Source organism: Pseudomonas sp. Pseusp15 (genome assembly GCF_059492165.1).
Map to the genome: position 1 here is coordinate 6,252,137 of NZ_CP168523.1, position 15,694 is coordinate 6,267,830.

The 15,694-nt window shown below is 59.2% G+C and carries 17 protein-coding genes; 14 read left to right on the top strand and 3 right to left on the bottom strand.

Annotated elements, in window-relative coordinates:
• Window positions 1-151: 151 nt before the first annotated feature.
• The gene (locus ACEN8R_RS28325; RefSeq protein WP_018925881.1) at window positions 152-1,120 is read right to left on the bottom strand and encodes a polyprenyl synthetase family protein; all 969 of its coding nucleotides are present in this window, start codon (window positions 1,118-1,120) and stop codon (window positions 152-154) included.
• A gap of 240 nt (window positions 1,121-1,360) precedes the next feature.
• On the opposite strand from ACEN8R_RS28325, the gene rplU reads away from it, so the two are divergent.
• The 5 genes from rplU to ACEN8R_RS28350 all read left to right on the top strand — a co-directional run bounded on the left by rplU (window position 1,361) and on the right by ACEN8R_RS28350 (window position 5,118).
• Window positions 1,361-1,675 carry a 50S ribosomal protein L21 gene (gene rplU, locus ACEN8R_RS28330; RefSeq protein WP_007901869.1) on the top strand — a complete coding sequence of 105 codons (315 nt, stop codon included), beginning with the start codon at window positions 1,361-1,363 and terminating at the stop codon, window positions 1,673-1,675.
• A gap of 33 nt (window positions 1,676-1,708) precedes the next feature.
• Window positions 1,709-1,966: a 50S ribosomal protein L27 gene (gene rpmA / locus ACEN8R_RS28335; RefSeq protein WP_003228360.1), complete on the top strand. Its 258-nt coding sequence runs from the start codon at window positions 1,709-1,711 to the stop codon at window positions 1,964-1,966.
• A 195-nt stretch (window positions 1,967-2,161) separates the two neighbouring features.
• Entirely contained in the window at window positions 2,162-3,385 is a 1,224-nt protein-coding gene (gene cgtA, locus ACEN8R_RS28340) for an Obg family GTPase CgtA (protein WP_018925882.1), read from the top strand.
• A 137-nt stretch (window positions 3,386-3,522) separates the two neighbouring features.
• Entirely contained in the window at window positions 3,523-4,641 is a 1,119-nt protein-coding gene (proB, locus tag ACEN8R_RS28345) for a glutamate 5-kinase (protein WP_007938428.1), read from the top strand.
• A gap of 12 nt (window positions 4,642-4,653) precedes the next feature.
• Complete coding sequence (locus tag ACEN8R_RS28350) at window positions 4,654-5,118, top strand: CreA family protein (RefSeq protein ID WP_018925883.1); 465 nt, start codon at window positions 4,654-4,656, stop codon at window positions 5,116-5,118.
• 123 nt (window positions 5,119-5,241) lie between these two features.
• Here the strand turns inward: ACEN8R_RS28350 and rpsT are convergent, their stop codons facing one another.
• Window positions 5,242-5,520 (bottom strand): 30S ribosomal protein S20, encoded by a 279-nt coding sequence (rpsT, locus tag ACEN8R_RS28355; RefSeq protein WP_007901883.1) that lies wholly within the window; start codon window positions 5,518-5,520, stop codon window positions 5,242-5,244.
• 387 nt (window positions 5,521-5,907) lie between these two features.
• Here rpsT and murJ point away from each other — a divergent pair, with 387 nt between their 5' ends.
• From murJ to ispH, 6 genes are all read left to right on the top strand, one after another.
• The gene (murJ, locus tag ACEN8R_RS28360) at window positions 5,908-7,446 is read left to right on the top strand and encodes a murein biosynthesis integral membrane protein MurJ (protein ID WP_026286392.1); all 1,539 of its coding nucleotides are present in this window, start codon (window positions 5,908-5,910) and stop codon (window positions 7,444-7,446) included.
• 129 nt (window positions 7,447-7,575) lie between these two features.
• Window positions 7,576-8,526 (top strand): bifunctional riboflavin kinase/FAD synthetase, encoded by a 951-nt coding sequence (gene ribF, locus ACEN8R_RS28365; RefSeq protein ID WP_018925885.1) that lies wholly within the window; start codon window positions 7,576-7,578, stop codon window positions 8,524-8,526.
• A complete protein-coding gene (gene ileS / locus ACEN8R_RS28370; RefSeq protein WP_018925886.1) occupies window positions 8,527-11,358 on the top strand; it encodes an isoleucine--tRNA ligase in 2,832 nt (943 codons plus the stop codon).
• Window positions 11,351-11,863: a signal peptidase II gene (gene lspA, locus ACEN8R_RS28375; RefSeq protein WP_018925887.1), complete on the top strand. Its 513-nt coding sequence runs from the start codon at window positions 11,351-11,353 to the stop codon at window positions 11,861-11,863. The genes ileS and lspA overlap by 8 nt, the downstream gene beginning before the upstream one ends.
• Window positions 11,864-11,870: 7 nt before the next feature.
• Complete coding sequence (gene fkpB, locus ACEN8R_RS28380; protein ID WP_177318289.1) at window positions 11,871-12,308, top strand: FKBP-type peptidyl-prolyl cis-trans isomerase; 438 nt, start codon at window positions 11,871-11,873, stop codon at window positions 12,306-12,308.
• 149 nt (window positions 12,309-12,457) lie between these two features.
• On the top strand, window positions 12,458-13,405 hold the full coding sequence (gene ispH, locus ACEN8R_RS28385) for a 4-hydroxy-3-methylbut-2-enyl diphosphate reductase (protein ID WP_018925888.1): 948 nt from the start codon (window positions 12,458-12,460) through the stop codon (window positions 13,403-13,405).
• Here the strand turns inward: ispH and ACEN8R_RS28390 are convergent.
• A complete protein-coding gene (locus ACEN8R_RS28390; RefSeq protein ID WP_018925889.1) occupies window positions 13,374-13,931 on the bottom strand; it encodes a GspH/FimT family pseudopilin in 558 nt (185 codons plus the stop codon). The genes ispH and ACEN8R_RS28390 overlap by 32 nt on opposite strands.
• 131 nt (window positions 13,932-14,062) lie before the next feature.
• On the opposite strand from ACEN8R_RS28390, the gene ACEN8R_RS28395 reads away from it, so the two are divergent.
• The 3 genes from ACEN8R_RS28395 to ACEN8R_RS28405 are packed head-to-tail and all read left to right on the top strand — an operon-like array spanning window position 14,063 to window position 15,692.
• Complete coding sequence (locus ACEN8R_RS28395) at window positions 14,063-14,536, top strand: GspH/FimT family pseudopilin (protein WP_018925890.1); 474 nt, start codon at window positions 14,063-14,065, stop codon at window positions 14,534-14,536.
• Complete coding sequence (gene pilV, locus ACEN8R_RS28400; RefSeq protein WP_026286393.1) at window positions 14,533-14,982, top strand: type IV pilus modification protein PilV; 450 nt, start codon at window positions 14,533-14,535, stop codon at window positions 14,980-14,982. Before ACEN8R_RS28395 ends, pilV begins: the two co-directional genes overlap by 4 nt.
• Window positions 14,979-15,692, top strand: a complete 714-nt coding sequence (locus tag ACEN8R_RS28405; RefSeq protein WP_018925892.1) for a PilW family protein — start codon at window positions 14,979-14,981, stop codon at window positions 15,690-15,692. The genes pilV and ACEN8R_RS28405 overlap by 4 nt, the downstream gene beginning before the upstream one ends.
• The last annotated feature ends 2 nt before the right edge of the window (window positions 15,693-15,694 follow it).

Consider the following 15,694-nt stretch of genomic DNA (forward strand, 5'->3'; position numbering starts at 1 on the left):
TCCTTGGATTCAGGATGGTTAAAAAGCGCACATTATATAGGGATTTATCGCAGGAGGGAGCGAACAGCAAAAGATCGCAGCCTTCGGCAGCTCCTTGGTGTACCCATGTGGAGCTGCCGAGGGCTGCGATCTTTTGAATTTGCTATGAATATCAGTGCGTGCGAGCGACCGCAAATTCACTCAATTCCACCAGCGCATCGCGGTATTCGCTGGCGGGCAGGGCGCCGAGGCACTTGATCGCACGGGCCACGTAGTCGCGGGCCAGTTGCGCGGTGTAATCCAGCGAGCCGGAAGCTTCGACCGCTTCGCGAATGCTTTCCAGGTCTTCGATGCCACCTTTCTGGATCGCCTGACGAACCAGTGCGGCCTGCTCCGGAGTGCCTTCGCGCATGGTGTAGATCAGGGGCAGCGTCGGCTTGCCCTCGGCCAGATCGTCACCGACGTTCTTGCCCAGGGTCTCGGCATCGCCACGGTAGTCCAGCAGGTCGTCGACCAGTTGGAAGGCTACGCCCAGGTGATCGCCGAAGGTGCGCAGCGCTTCGCTCTGTTCCAGCGAGGCACCGGCCAGGGCCGCGGCACTGTGGGTCGAAGCCTCGAAGAGCATCGCGGTTTTGCCGCGAATGACTTCCATGTAGGTTTCTTCGGTGGTGCTGGCGTCGCGGACCTTCGACAGCTGTAGCACCTCGCCTTCAGCGATGATGCGCGTGGCTTGCGAAAGGATCTTCATTACCGGCATGGAGCCCAGTTCGACCATCATTTCGAAAGAACGCGAATACAGGAAGTCGCCCACCAGCACGCTCGGCGCGTTGCCCCACATGGCATTGGCGGTTGAACGGCCACGGCGCATGCCGGACATGTCGACGACGTCGTCGTGCAGCAGGGTGGCGGTGTGCAGGAACTCGATGGTCGCGGCCAGCAGGCGCAGGTCATCGCCCTCGCGGCCCAGTGCCTTGCCGCACAGCAGCACGAGCAAGGGACGCAGGCGTTTGCCGCCAGCCGAGGTAATGTAGTCGCCGATTTTCGATACCAGCGGCACTCGGGAAGTCAGCTGCTTCTTGATGATGCCGTCGACGGCGCTAAAATCGTCCGCCACCGCGCGGTAGAAAGCTTGGGGTTGCATCAGCGACAGTTGCTCCAGAAGGGTTGCGCGGCATGCTAGGACCCACGTCCGGGCCTGTCAAGGCGCGATGGACGGCCACTTGCAACGCCAGAGTAGCTTGCGTACAATCGCGCACCCTGAACTTCCTGGGCAGCACCTGCCTTACGCAATTGCAAACAGGCCTTCCAGCCTTATGCAGCCATGCCAGCCAATACCTCTTCTTATAAAGAGCTGGGTGAGCAGGATTATCGGAGAAATACCATGTCTTATGCAGTAATCGTTACTGGTGGCAAGCAGTACAAAGTTGCTCCAGGTGAATACCTGAAGATCGAAAAACTGGAAATCGCTACCGGCGAATCCGTAACTTTTGATCGCGTTCTGTTGGTTGCCAATGGCGACGACGTGAATATCGGCGCTCCAGTTGTTCCTGGCGCTACCGTTGTGGCTGAAGTGATCTCCCAAGGTCGTCACGATAAAGTCCGCATCATCAAGTTCCGTCGCCGTAAGCACCACATGAAGCGTATGGGCCACCGCCAGTGGTACACCGAGATCAAAATCACCGGTATTCAGGCTTAATCAGCCTAATTCCTCACTAGGAGAATTGAACTCATGGCACACAAAAAAGCTGGTGGTAGTACCCGTAACGGTCGCGACTCAGAAGCCAAACGCCTTGGCGTGAAGATGTATGGCGGCCAGGTCATCAAGGCCGGTAACATCATCGTGCGTCAGCGCGGCACCCAATTCCACGCTGGCTACGGCGTTGGCATGGGTAAAGATCACACCCTCTTCGCGAAAATCGAAGGCGTGATCAAGTTTGAAGTAAAAGGCGCCTTCGGTCGTCGTTACGTGAGCGTCGTCGCAGCTTAATTGCGCGATCGCTGGAAAAGCCCTGTCTTGCGACGGGGCTTTTTCGTTTGTGGGGTGAGTCTCTTGCAAAGCTGTTTGTGATGGGCTCCAGCGCTGTATTGGCGGTCGTTGATTGAGGTCGCTGCGCTCATTTTTGCAAGAGTCTTATGTCTTGGTTGTTTTTCGGCTCGTCCGTATGGCGAGAGGCGTTTTGTTATGAAGTTTGTTGATGAAGTATCGATTCGAGTAAAGGCCGGCGACGGTGGTAACGGTTGCATGAGTTTCCGTCGAGAAAAATTCATTGAAAACGGCGGCCCGAACGGCGGCGACGGTGGTGATGGTGGTTCCATCTACATGATGGCCGACGAAAACCTGAACACCCTGGTCGACTACCGTTACACCCGCCACTTCGATGCCGAGCGCGGTTCCAACGGTGGCAGCACCGACTGCACCGGCAAAAAAGGTGAGGATCTGATCCTGCGGGTGCCGGTCGGTACCACAGTGATCGACTCTGCCACCCAGGAAGTCATCGGCGACCTGACCAAGGCCGGCCAGAAGCTGATGGTGGTTCAGGGAGGCTGGCACGGTCTGGGTAACACTCGTTTCAAATCCAGTACCAACCGTGCGCCGCGCCAGACTACGCCGGGCAAGCCGGGTGAGCAGCGCGACCTGAAACTGGAAATGAAGGTGTTGGCGGACGTCGGTCTGCTCGGTTTGCCGAACGCCGGCAAAAGTACCTTCATTCGCTCGGTATCGGCTGCCAAGCCGAAAGTCGCCGACTACCCGTTCACCACATTGGTGCCGAACCTGGGTGTGGTCAGTGTCGATCGCTGGAAGAGCTTCGTGGTCGCGGATATTCCGGGCTTGATCGAAGGTGCTTCCGACGGCGCGGGCCTGGGGATTCGCTTCCTCAAGCACTTGTCGCGTACGCGTCTGCTGCTGCACCTCGTCGACATGGCGCCGCTGGATGACACCAGTGCGCCGGATGCCGCTGAAGTGATCGTCAGCGAGCTGACCAAGTTCAGCCCGTCCCTGGCCGAGCGTGATCGCTGGCTGGTGCTGAACAAGTGTGACCAGATCCTTGAGGAAGAGCACGATGCTCGCGTCAAGGAGATCGTTGATCGTCTGGAGTGGACCGGTCCGGTCTATGTGATCTCGGCGATCGCCAAGCAAGGCACCGAGCGTCTGTGCCACGACATCATGCGTTATCTGGAAGATCGCGCCGATCGCCTGGCTAACGACCCGGCCTACAAGGAAGAGCTGGCTGAGCTCGATCAGCGCATCGAAGATGAAGCGCGCGCCCAGTTGCAGGCGCTGGACGATCAGCGTGCTCTGCGCCGCAGCGGCGTGAAGTCGGTCCATGACATCGGTGACGACGATTGGGACGAAGAAGATGTGGATGACGAAGACGGTCCGGAAATCATTTACGTGCGTGACTGATTCGTTGCGATAAACTTAAGCGCCGCTCACTGGAGCGGCGTTTTAGTATCTGGAAATCGACTGTTGGTCACGAAGAACCACGAATAACGTCACGGGCAGTGCCAGGTCGCGCTGCCCTCAAGCTAAGGTTGAAGATGATGCGGAGCAAGGTGACAGGTGCGCAGCGTTGGGTCGTGAAGATCGGCAGCGCTTTGCTGACGGCGGACGGCAAGGGCCTGGATCGCGCAGCAATGGGTGTCTGGGTCGAGCAGATGGTTGCCCTGCATGAGGCGGGCGTTGAGCTGGTGCTGGTGTCCTCCGGGGCAGTGGCGGCGGGCATGAGCCGTCTGGGCTGGACCTCGCGACCCAGTGCGATGCATGAGTTGCAGGCGGCTGCCGCCATCGGTCAGATGGGGCTGGTGCAGGCCTGGGAGTCGAGCTTCGCCGAACATGGTCGGCATACCGCGCAGATTCTCCTGACTCACGACGATTTGTCCGACCGCAAGCGCTACCTGAATGCTCGTAGCACTTTGCGTGCGCTGGTTGAGTTGAAGGTGATCCCGGTGATCAACGAAAACGACACTGTGGTCACTGACGAAATCCGTTTCGGCGACAACGATACGTTGGCGGCGCTGGTGGCGAATCTGGTCGAAGCCGATTTGCTGGTGATCCTCACTGATCGCGATGGCATGTTCGATGCTGATCCACGCAACAATCCCGATGCCAAGCTGATTTATGAGGCGCGGGCCGATGATCCGGCGCTCGATGCGGTAGCCGGTGGCACTGGTGGTGCGCTGGGGCGTGGCGGCATGCAGACCAAGCTGCGCGCTGCGCGTCTGGCGGCGCGCTCTGGTGCGCACACCATCATCGTTGGTGGGCGTATTGAGCGAGTGCTGGATCGCCTCAAGGCTGGCGAGCGCATCGGCACTTTGCTGTCGCCTGAGCGCGGCATGCTGGCGGCCCGCAAACAGTGGCTGGCCGGGCATCTGCAGACTCGCGGCACGCTGGTGCTGGACGCGGGTGCGGTGACCGCGCTGTCTCAGGGCAACAAAAGTTTACTGCCGGTAGGTGTAAAGCTGGTCCAGGGCAGCTTCCGTCGCGGCGAAATGGTGGTCTGTGTGGCGCCGGACGGTCGTGAAATCGCTCGTGGCCTGGCTAACTACAGTGCTCTGGAAGCACAAAAAATCATCGGTCAGTCGTCTGAGGCGATTATCGGTCTGTTGGGTTACATGGCGGAGCCGGAGCTGGTTCACCGGGATAACCTGATTCTGGTCTGAAGGAATACCTGAATGCGTGTGGCAAAAGGATTATTGGGCTTGTTGTTGGCGATGCCGTTGCTGGCCTCGGCCGAGGAAATTGGCCAGGTGTCGACGGTGTTCAAATTCGTCGGCCCGAACGACCGTATTGTTGTCGAGGCGTTTGATGATCCGAAAGTGGAGGGCGTGACCTGTTACCTGTCGCGTGCCAAGACGGGTGGCGTGAAAGGTGGTCTGGGATTGGCCGAGGATCGCGCTGAGGCGTCTATTGCATGTCGCCAGGTCGGGCCGATCAGCTTCAAGGGTGAGCTCAAGGATGGCGAGGAGGTGTTCAAGGAGCGCACCTCGCTGGTATTCAAGACTATGCAGGTAGTGCGATTCCTCGACAAGAAGCGCAATACCCTGGTGTATCTGGTCTACAGCGATCGCTTGATCGAGGGCAGTCCGCAGAATGCAGTGACGGCAATTCCGATTCTGCCGTGGACGCACGCTCAGTAAGATAACGAAGGTCCAGGTGTGGGGGTGAGTCTGCTTGCTCCCACATTTTTTTTGCATTGTATTTAATAAATCGCAGGCAATAAAAAACCGACCCTGAGGTCGGTTTTTTAACGAGCGCGTCGCTTAGGCAGCAGCGGCAACGTTCAGGGCCTTGACGTGGCCATTCAGACGGCTCTTATGGCGAGCAGCTTTGTTCTTGTGGATGATGCCTTTATCGGCCATACGGTCGATAACTGGCACGGCCAGAACGTAAGCAGCTTGAGCTTTAGCAGCGTCTTTTGCGTCGATGGCTTTAACTACATTCTTGATGTAGGTACGAACCATGGAACGCAGGCTGGCGTTGTGGCTGCGACGCTTCTCAGCCTGTTTTGCACGTTTTTTGGCGGAAGGTGTGTTGGCCACCGTCGAGCTCCTCGAAAGACTTTTTAGGAAATAGCAAACAAAATAGGCCGCGAATCATGCCGATGAGTTGATGTCTTGTCAAGGGCGGAAGAGACGTTCCGCTAAGTGGCCGGTTCCGGCCCCATGAAAACTACTGCGCTCGGCAATACAGCGTTGAAAGCAGACTCGAAATGCTCATTGACTAAAGTCAACTCCGCTTTCTCGCCTGCTTTCGCCTTGTCTTGCCTTTGCTCGCTACGTTTTCAAGGGGACGGTGCGCTGGATATTTCTTTCCGGCGCGCGACCTGTAAACTCGCGAGCTTTGGCTCTGTGCTGTTGCGGCGCGGAGTATCGCATAAGTGGGCGCGTTGTTCGCCTGCTGTTTATCGACAGGCACAAACTCTTTCAATGAATCTGCTCAAATCGTTGGCCGCTGTCAGCTCTATCACGATGCTTTCCCGGGTGTTGGGGTTTGTTCGTGACACTCTAATCGCCCGTGCATTTGGTGCCGGAATGGCGACTGACGCCTTCTTTATCGCCTTCAAGCTGCCCAATCTGCTGCGGCGGATCTTCGCCGAAGGGGCATTTTCCCAGGCATTTGTGCCGATTCTTGCCGAATACAAAAGCCAAAAGGGCGAGGAGGCGGCGCGAACCTTCATTGCCTACGTCTCAGGCCTGCTGACACTGGTACTGGCGCTGGTCACTGCGTTGGGCATGCTCGCCGCCCCCTGGGTTATCTGGGCCACGGCACCGGGTTTCGTCGATTCTCCTGAAAAATTCCGGCTGACAACCGATCTGCTGCGGGTCACTTTCCCTTATATATTGCTGATCTCCCTGTCGTCGCTGGCCGGGGCGATCCTCAACACCTGGAACCGCTTCTCGGTGCCAGCTTTCGTGCCGACCCTGCTCAATGTCAGCATGATCATCTTTGCAGTATTCCTGACGCCGTATTTCGATCCGCCGGTGATGGCGCTGGGCTGGGCCGTTCTGGTGGGTGGGCTGGCGCAGCTGCTCTATCAACTGCCGCACCTGAAAAAGATCGGCATGCTGGTACTGCCGCGTTTGAATCTGCGCGATAGCGGTGTCTGGCGGGTCATGAAACAGATGCTGCCCGCGATCATCGGCGTTTCGGTGAGTCAGATTTCGCTGATCATCAATACTATATTTGCCTCGTTTCTGGTGGCCGGCTCCGTGTCCTGGATGTATTACGCCGACCGCCTGATGGAATTGCCATCCGGCGTGCTGGGTGTGGCGCTGGGCACGATTTTGTTGCCGACGCTGGCCAAGACCTATGCCAGCCAGGATCGCCACGAATACTCGCGAATCCTCGATTGGGGGCTGCGCCTGTGCTTCATGCTGGTGTTGCCGTGCGCCCTGGCGTTGGGGATTCTGTCTGAACCGCTGACGGTTTCGCTGTTCCAGTATGGCCATTTCAGTGCTTTCGATGCGGCCATGACTCAGCGCGCGTTGATCGCTTATTCCGTCGGCTTGCTGGGGATTATCGTGATCAAAGTGCTGGCGCCGGGCTTCTATGCGCAACAAAACATCCGCACGCCGGTGAAAATCGCGATTTTCACCCTGATCGTCACTCAGCTGTTCAATCTGGTGCTGATCGGTCCGCTGGCGCACGCCGGCCTGGCCCTGGCCATCAGCGCGGGTGCCTGCATCAACGCCGGCTTGCTGTTTTATCAATTGCGCAAGCAGCAGATGTATCAGCCGCAACCGGGTTGGGCGAAGTTCGGGCTCAAATTGCTGGTGGCGGTAGCGGTGATGTCTGCAGTATTGCTGGGCGCGATGCACTTTATGCCGGCCTGGGGGCAGGGGCCTATGCTTGAGCGGCTGCTGCGTCTGGGTGCATTGGTGATCGCAGGCGTCGTGGCGTATTTCGGCATGTTGCTGTTGATGGGCTTCCGTTTGCGCGACTTCAATCGCAAGGCCTTGAGCTGAAGACGTTATCTCGATAATCATGGGCGAACCGGCAGTTTTGTCGGCTCGATTACTTTGGGTTACGGTGTTGCCTGTCGTCGGCCGCCGGGTGTGGTTATAATCGACCACTTTATGAGCAAGAAGCGCGTTATGCAGCTGGTTCGAGGTCTCCACAACCTGCGCCCCCAGCATCGGGGCTGTGTCGCCACTATTGGCAACTTTGACGGTGTTCACCGTGGCCACCAGGCTATCCTGGTCCGGCTGCGAGAGCGTGCGCTCGAGTTGGGCGTGCCCAGCTGCGTGGTGATTTTCGAGCCGCAGCCGCGGGAGTTCTTCGCTCCGGACACCGCCCCGGCCCGTCTGGCCCGCTTGCGGGACAAACTGCAGCTGCTGGCCGAAGAGGGTGTCGACCGGGTGTTGTGCCTGGCTTTCAACCATCGCCTGAGCAAACTCAGCGCCAGGGAGTTCGTCGATACCATTCTGGTGGACGGCCTCGGGGTGCAGCATCTGGAAGTCGGTGACGATTTCCGATTTGGCTGCGACCGGTTGGGGGATTTCGACTACTTGCAACAGGCCGGCGTCCTTCAGGGCTTTACCGTCGAAGCGGCGCAGACCGTCGAGCTGGACGGCATTCGTGTCAGCAGCACTCAGGTCCGCAATGCCCTGGCCGCTGCCGATTTCGCCTTGGCCGAGCAACTGCTCGGTCGCCCGTACCGGATTGCCGGTCGGGTCCTGCATGGCCAGAAGCTGGCGCGCCAGTTGGGTACGCCCACGGCCAACGTACAACTCAAGCGTCGTCGTGTGCCGTTGAGCGGGGTTTACCTGGTCAGCGTCGACATCGATGGCAAGACCTGGCCAGGCGTCGCCAATATTGGTGTGCGGCCAACGGTCGAAGGGGATGGCAAAGCTCACCTCGAAGTGCACCTTTTAGATTTTGCCGGCGATCTGTATGACCGGCGTTTGACGGTGGTTTTCCACCACAAGCTGCGTGAAGAGCAGCGTTTCGCCTCTCTGGAGGCGCTTAAGACGGCGATCAATGCGGATATCGCCGCCGCCCGTGCCCTGTCGCACCTAGCGCCAATCGCTAATGAAGAGCCTTAAATGACCGACTATAAAGCCACGCTAAACCTTCCGGACACCGCCTTCCCAATGAAGGCCGGCCTGCCTCAGCGCGAACCGCAGATTCTGCAGCGCTGGGACAGCATTGGCCTGTACGGTAAGTTGCGCGAGATTGGCAAGGATCGTCCGAAGTTCGTACTGCACGACGGTCCTCCGTACGCCAACGGCACGATTCACATCGGTCATGCGCTGAACAAGATTCTCAAGGACATGATCATCCGCTCGAAAACCCTGTCGGGTTTCGACGCACCTTATGTTCCGGGCTGGGACTGCCACGGCCTGCCGATCGAGCACAAAGTCGAAGTGACCCATGGCAAGAACCTGGGCGCCGACAAGACCCGCGAACTGTGCCGTGCCTACGCCACCGAGCAGATCGAAGGCCAGAAGTCCGAATTCATCCGTCTGGGCGTGTTGGGCGACTTCGCCAACCCGTACAAGACCATGGACTTCAAAAACGAGGCCGGTGAAATCCGCGCCCTGGCGGAAATCGTCAAGGGTGGCTTCGTGTTCAAGGGCCTGAAGCCTGTGAACTGGTGCTTTGACTGCGGTTCGGCCCTGGCTGAAGCGGAAGTCGAGTACGAGAACAAAAAGTCCGCGACCATCGACGTGGCCTTCCCGATCGCCGACGAAGCCAAGCTGGCTGCCTCGTTCGGTCTGCCGTCGTTGGGCAAACCTGCTTCGATCGTGATCTGGACCACCACTCCGTGGACTATCCCGGCCAACCAGGCGCTGAACGTTCACCCGGAGTTCAACTACGCCCTGGTCGACGTCGGTGACAAGCTGCTGGTACTGGCTGAAGAATTGGTCGAGTCCTGCCTGGCCCGCTACAGCCTGGAAGGTTCGGTGATCGCCACCACCACCGGTAAAGCGCTGGAACTGATCAACTTCCGTCACCCGTTCTACGATCGCCTGTCGCCGGTTTACCTGGCCGACTACGTTGAGCTGGGCGCGGGCACCGGCGTGGTTCACTCCTCGCCAGCCTACGGCGTAGACGACTTCGTGACCTGCAAGAAGTACGGCATGGTCAACGACGACATCATCAATCCGGTGCAAAGCAACGGCGTGTATGTGCCATCGCTGGAGTTCTTCGGCGGCCAGTTCATCTGGAAGGCCAACCCGGCCATCGTCGACAAACTGACCGAAGTCGGCGCGCTGCTGCACACCACCACCATCGAACACAGCTACATGCATTGCTGGCGTCACAAGACCCCGCTGATCTACCGCGCCACCGCGCAGTGGTTCATCGGCATGGACAAAGAGCCTGCAGCGGGCGACACCCTGCGCAAACGCGCGATCAAAGCCATCGAAGACACCAAATTCGTCCCGGCCTGGGGCCAGGCGCGCCTGCACTCGATGATCGCCAACCGTCCGGACTGGTGCATCTCCCGTCAGCGCAACTGGGGCGTGCCGATCCCGTTCTTCCTGAACAAGGAAAGCGGCGAACTGCACCCACGCACCGTCGAACTGATGGAAATCGTCGCCCAGCGCGTCGAAGTCGAAGGCATCGAAGCCTGGTTCAAGATGGACGCCGCTGAGTTGCTCGGTGACGAAGCGCCGCTGTACGACAAGATCAGCGACACCCTGGACGTCTGGTTCGACTCGGGCACCACGCACTGGCACGTCCTGCGCGGTTCGCACCCGATGGGCCACGAGACCGGCCCTCGCGCCGACCTGTACCTGGAAGGCTCGGACCAGCACCGCGGCTGGTTCCACTCGTCGTTGCTGACCGGTTGCGCCATCGACGACCACGCACCGTACCGCGAGCTGCTGACCCACGGTTTCACCGTCGACGAATCCGGTCGCAAAATGTCCAAGTCCCTGGGCAACGTGATCGCGCCGCAGAAGGTCAACGACACCCTGGGCGCCGACATCATGCGTCTGTGGGTAGCGTCTACCGACTACTCGGGTGAGATGGCGGTTTCCGAGCAGATCCTGCAACGCAGTGCGGACGCCTACCGGCGCATCCGTAACACCGCGCGCTTCCTGCTTTCCAACCTGACCGGTTTCAACCCGGCCACCGACCTCCTGCCGGCCGAAGAAATGCTCGCCCTGGACCGTTGGGCCGTGGATCGCACGCTGTTGCTGCAACGCGAGCTGCAGGAACACTACGGCGAATACCGTTTCTGGAACGTTTACTCCAAGATCCACAACTTCTGCGTGCAGGAGTTGGGCGGTTTCTACTTGGACATCATCAAGGACCGCCAGTACACCACTGGCGCCGACAGCAAGGCCCGTCGTTCGTGCCAGACTGCGCTGTTCCACATCTCCGAAGCGCTGGTGCGCTGGATCGCGCCGATCCTGGCGTTCACCGCCGACGAGCTGTGGCAATACCTGCCGGGCGAGCGTAACGAGTCTGTGATGCTCAACACCTGGTACGAAGGCCTGAGCGAACTGCCGGAAGGCTTCGAGCTGGATCGCGCTTACTGGGACCGGATCATGGCGGTCAAGGTTGCGGTCAACAAGGAAATGGAAATCCAGCGTGCAGCCAAGGCCGTCGGTGGCAACCTGCAAGCCGAAGTGACGCTGTTCGCCGAAGACGCGCTGAGCGCCGACTTGGCCAAGCTGAGCAACGAACTGCGTTTCGTGCTGATCACTTCGACCGCCAGTGTTGCGCCATTGGTGCAGGCACCGGCCGATGCCGTGGTCACCGAAGTCAGCGGCCTGAAGCTCAAGATCGTCAAGTCGGCTCACGTCAAGTGCGCCCGCTGCTGGCACTGCCGTGAAGACGTCGGTGTGAACCCGGAACATCCGGAAATCTGCGGTCGTTGTGTCGACAACATCAGCGGCGCGGGCGAGGTTCGTCACTATGCCTAATGCGGCTGGCCGTTTCGGACGGCTGAGCTTGCTCTGGTTGAGTTTGCTGGTCCTGGTCATTGACCAGGCCAGCAAGTTCTACTTCGAAGGCAAGCTCGAGATGTACCAGCAAATCGTGGTGATCCCCGATTTGTTTAGCTGGACCCTGGCCTACAACACCGGGGCGGCGTTCAGCTTCCTGGCTGACGGCTCAGGCTGGCAGCGCTGGTTGTTTGCCTTGATCGCGGTGGTGGTTAGCGCGGTGCTGGTGATCTGGCTCAAGCGCCTGGGGCGCAACGACACCTGGCTGGCGATTGCGCTGGCCCTGGTGCTGGGTGGCGCGCTGGGTAATCTTTACGACCGCATTGCCCTGGGGCATGTGATTGATTTCATTCTGGTGCATTGGCAGAACCGCTGGTATTTCCCGGCGTTCAACTTTGCTGACAGCGCCATTTCTGTCGGTGCCGTAATGCTCGCGCTGGATATGTTCAAAAGTAAGAAGACCGGAGAAACCGTTCATGACTGAACAGGTATTGGCTGAACAACGTATCGGCCAGAACACGGAAGTCACCTTGCACTTTGCATTGCGCCTGGAGAACGGCGACACCGTCGACAGCACTTTCGACAAAGCCCCGGCGACCTTCAAGGTCGGTGACGGCAACCTGTTGCCAGGCTTCGAGGCCGCGCTGTTCGGCTTCAAGGCCGGCGACAAGCGCAGCCTGTCCATCGAGCCGGAAAACGCTTTTGGCCAGCCTAACCCGCAAAACGTGCAGATCATCCCGCGCTCGCAGTTCCAGGACATGGAACTGTCGCCAGGACTGCTGGTGATTTTCAACGATGCCGCCAATACCGAGCTGCCGGGCGTGGTGAAGGAATTCGATGACGCGCAAGTGACCATCGACTTCAACCACCCGCTCGCCGGTAAGACCTTGACCTTTGACGTCGAGATCATCAACGTCAAAGCGTTGTAACTGACCGAATACGGTCACCTGTAGGAGCAGAGCTTGCTCGCGAAGGCGTCATCACATTCAGCATCAATGTTGACTGACACACCGCTTTCGCGAGCAAGCTCTGCTCCTACAATGATCTAACTTCTTGCGCGCAAGACACGAGGCACAGCATGCAAATCAAACTCGCCAACCCCCGTGGCTTCTGCGCCGGCGTGGACCGGGCGATCGAAATCGTCAACCGCGCCCTGGAAGTCTTCGGGCCGCCGATCTATGTGCGCCACGAAGTGGTCCACAACAAATTCGTGGTCGAAGACCTGCGTGCCCGTGGGGCGATCTTCGTCGAGGAACTGGATCAGGTGCCGGATGACGTGATCGTGATCTTCAGCGCCCACGGCGTTTCCCAGGCCGTGCGTACCGAAGCCACAGGTCGTGGCCTGAAGGTGTTCGACGCGACCTGCCCGCTGGTGACCAAGGTGCACATCGAAGTCGCGCGTTACAGCCGCGACGGCCGTGAATGCATCCTTATCGGTCATGCCGGCCATCCGGAAGTCGAAGGCACCATGGGCCAGTACGATGGCAGCAATGGTGGCGCGATCTATCTGGTCGAAGACGAGAAAGATGTCGCCGAATTGCAGGTGAACAACCCTGAAAAGCTGGCTTTCGTTACCCAGACCACCCTGTCCATGGACGACACCAGTCGCGTGATCGACGCACTGCGTACGCGTTTTCCGGCGATCGGCGGTCCGCGCAAGGACGACATCTGCTACGCCACGCAAAACCGTCAGGACGCTGTCAAGCAACTGGCGGACGAATGCGACGTGGTGCTGGTGGTTGGCAGCCCGAATAGCTCCAACTCCAATCGTCTGCGTGAACTGGCCGAACGCATGGCCACCCCGGCCTATCTGATCGACGGTGCCGAAGACTTGCAAAAGAGCTGGTTCGACGGTGTCGAGCGTATTGGCATCACGGCCGGTGCCTCCGCTCCGGAAGTGCTGGTACGTGGCGTGATCCAGCAATTGCAGGCCTGGGGTGCCACGGGGGCCGATGAACTGGCCGGTCGCGAGGAGAACATCACCTTCTCCATGCCTAAAGAGCTTCGCGTGCGTTCGCTGCTGTAATATTTTTCGCCTTTCGACACAGCGCCTGCTCAGCCTTACGGTTGGCCAGGCGCACTCGACCGCTCGCCGCCAGCACCACCTGGAGCTGGCTGACCGGCTCGCGAGCCGAGCAAATATGTAGCGTCCCTGCCTGAAATGCCCGCCCGGGCATCAGCGGTTGGCCCAGACTGCTGAACCGCACGAAACGCCTGACCCACCAATTGCCGACAATCGGCGTCCGCGCATCACCTGCGCGCTCGACCAGTAGCGGATTGCTGCTGTCCTCTGGCCCTTTGCCGCTGATGTCCAGAATGATCCGCCAGCCCTGGCTCCAATCGCCGTTGATGCCATGAATGACCACGTTCTGGTTGCGGGTTATGGCCAGGGTTCTGGCCTGCCGGATCCCGCTGATCAGCGACTCGGCCGCCTGCTCCCGATGATTCGATTCCGTCAGTGCAGCGAACGCCGGACTGACCAAGTGCAGAACAATCCCGACAATCGTCAGTCCCATGAGCAGTCCGATCAAGCTGAAACCTTGCTGATGCATGTCATCTCCCTCCATGGAGTGCTGCGGCCCGCGCGATCCTTGCGCGAGTAATGGCAAAACAACCGTACATCTGTCGGTCGAATGTTCTAGCGTGTAGAAGCAGGTATAGCCGACGGCAACGGAGGGCACTGATGGATCATCGTACAAAAGGTTTCACGCTGATCGAGCTGCTGGTCACGCTCGCGGTGTTTCTGATCCTGATTACACTGGCCGTTCCGGCGTTCACCCGCTCGGTGCAAAGCAACAAGGCCGACACCGAGGTCGGCGACTTGCAACGGGCACTCAATTACGCACGGCTTGAGGCGATTGATCGGGGCTTCACCACTCGGGTTCGCCCGACGGCCGGCGGCAGTGTCTGGACCGGCGAGCTGAGCGTTTATGACGGTACTGGCAATCCGGCCAATGTATTGCGGGTTGTTCCAGCGATGAGCAGCGGAGCAACTCTAACGCTAACCTCAGGAGTGACCGCGATTGATTTCAACAATCTCGGCGGCTTGGCAGCGCCGTCCACGGCGGTGGTGATCAGTTATGTGCTGGGGGCGCAAAGCAGGACGCTGAATGTGTGTTTGAACGGACGAATTCTATTGGGTGGAAGTTGCGGATGAGGGGTTGGAGCAAGCGTGCACAGGAGGGCATGACGCTGATCGAGGTATTGGTCGCGTTGTTGGTGCTGGCTGTGGGTCTGTTGGGCGCGGCGGCGATTCAGCTCAATGCGCTGAAGTACACCGACAGCTCACGGATGACCAGCCAGGCGAGTTTTATCGCCTACGACATGATGGACCGCATTCGCGCCAATTCCGGCGCCGATTACACCGTCACGCCGCCGACCTCGGGCAACTTGAGCGTGGCCCGGGATCAGGACCTCTACGACTTCACCACCAATATCGTCAATTTCGGCGGCGCCACGGCCACCGGCAGCATCGTCCGCAACCAGCGGGTATACACCATCACCATTACCTGGGACGACTCCCGGGCCGCCAATATCGCCGATTCGCGCCGCAGTTTTGTCCTCACCAGCCGTGCCACCGTTGATCCGGTGACGACACCATGAACAGAACCAGCAGAGGTTTCGGCCTGATCGAATTGCTGATCGCCCTGGCGTTGAGCCTGATCGTGGTCCTGGGCGTGGCGCAGATTTTCATCGCCGCCAAAAACACCTACGTCAGCCAGAACACCGCTGCCGGCATGCAGGAAGATGCGCGGTTCGTCCTGAGCAAGATGATTCAGGAAATTCGCATGGTCGGCATGTTTGGTTGCCTGGGTACGATTACCGACGCCAGCTCGGCGGGGGATTTCAATGCCAGCCTGCTCACACCGATCAGTTGGGACAATGCCAACCTCAAATTGACTCTGGTCACCGCAGATGTCGGCGGCAGTGGCGGAGTGCCGACCTGGACGGTGGTTTCCGACTGCCGAAATACTGCGACGGCCTACACCGGTTTACGCACGCCGGCATCGGGGCAGTTGGCGTTTCCAATCCGGCGGCTGGTCTACAGCTTCAGCAACAACCAACTGCTGATGGGCTCCGGCACTGGCACGCCGACTCAGGCGGTGCTGGTAAACAACGTCAGTGCCTTTGGCGTGAGCTTCGGCATCGCCAGTTCGGCCACGGATACAGCCGCCTCCAGTTACAGCAGTAATCCGTCCGATCCGGCGCGAATCCGCAGTGTGCGGCTGACGCTGACCCTCACCGACCCGAACAACCGGGTCCGCAATCAAACCTTCAACGTAGTTGCCGCCTTGCGCAACCGGTTGCAATGAGG

Bases quoted from the DNA above. Each gene is read 5' to 3' on its own strand.
- pilV (WP_026286393.1), top strand. From the start codon at position 14,533: ATGAGGGGTTGGAGCAAGCGTGCACAGGAGGGCATGACGCTGATCGAG.
- ileS (WP_018925886.1), top strand. From the start codon at position 8,527: ATGACCGACTATAAAGCCACGCTAAACCTTCCGGACACCGCCTTCCCA.
- ribF (WP_018925885.1), top strand. From the start codon at position 7,576: ATGCAGCTGGTTCGAGGTCTCCACAACCTGCGCCCCCAGCATCGGGGC.
- rplU (WP_007901869.1), top strand. From the start codon at position 1,361: ATGTCTTATGCAGTAATCGTTACTGGTGGCAAGCAGTACAAAGTTGCT.
- ACEN8R_RS28405 (WP_018925892.1), top strand. From the start codon at position 14,979: ATGAACAGAACCAGCAGAGGTTTCGGCCTGATCGAATTGCTGATCGCC.
- ispH (WP_018925888.1), top strand. From the start codon at position 12,458: ATGCAAATCAAACTCGCCAACCCCCGTGGCTTCTGCGCCGGCGTGGAC.
- proB (WP_007938428.1), top strand. From the start codon at position 3,523: ATGCGGAGCAAGGTGACAGGTGCGCAGCGTTGGGTCGTGAAGATCGGC.
- ACEN8R_RS28350 (WP_018925883.1), top strand. From the start codon at position 4,654: ATGCGTGTGGCAAAAGGATTATTGGGCTTGTTGTTGGCGATGCCGTTG.
- lspA (WP_018925887.1), top strand. From the start codon at position 11,351: ATGCCTAATGCGGCTGGCCGTTTCGGACGGCTGAGCTTGCTCTGGTTG.
- ACEN8R_RS28325 (WP_018925881.1), bottom strand. From the start codon at position 1,120: ATGCAACCCCAAGCTTTCTACCGCGCGGTGGCGGACGATTTTAGCGCC.
- cgtA (WP_018925882.1), top strand. From the start codon at position 2,162: ATGAAGTTTGTTGATGAAGTATCGATTCGAGTAAAGGCCGGCGACGGT.
- rpmA (WP_003228360.1), top strand. From the start codon at position 1,709: ATGGCACACAAAAAAGCTGGTGGTAGTACCCGTAACGGTCGCGACTCA.
- ACEN8R_RS28395 (WP_018925890.1), top strand. From the start codon at position 14,063: ATGGATCATCGTACAAAAGGTTTCACGCTGATCGAGCTGCTGGTCACG.
- ACEN8R_RS28390 (WP_018925889.1), bottom strand. From the start codon at position 13,931: ATGCATCAGCAAGGTTTCAGCTTGATCGGACTGCTCATGGGACTGACG.
- murJ (WP_026286392.1), top strand. From the start codon at position 5,908: ATGAATCTGCTCAAATCGTTGGCCGCTGTCAGCTCTATCACGATGCTT.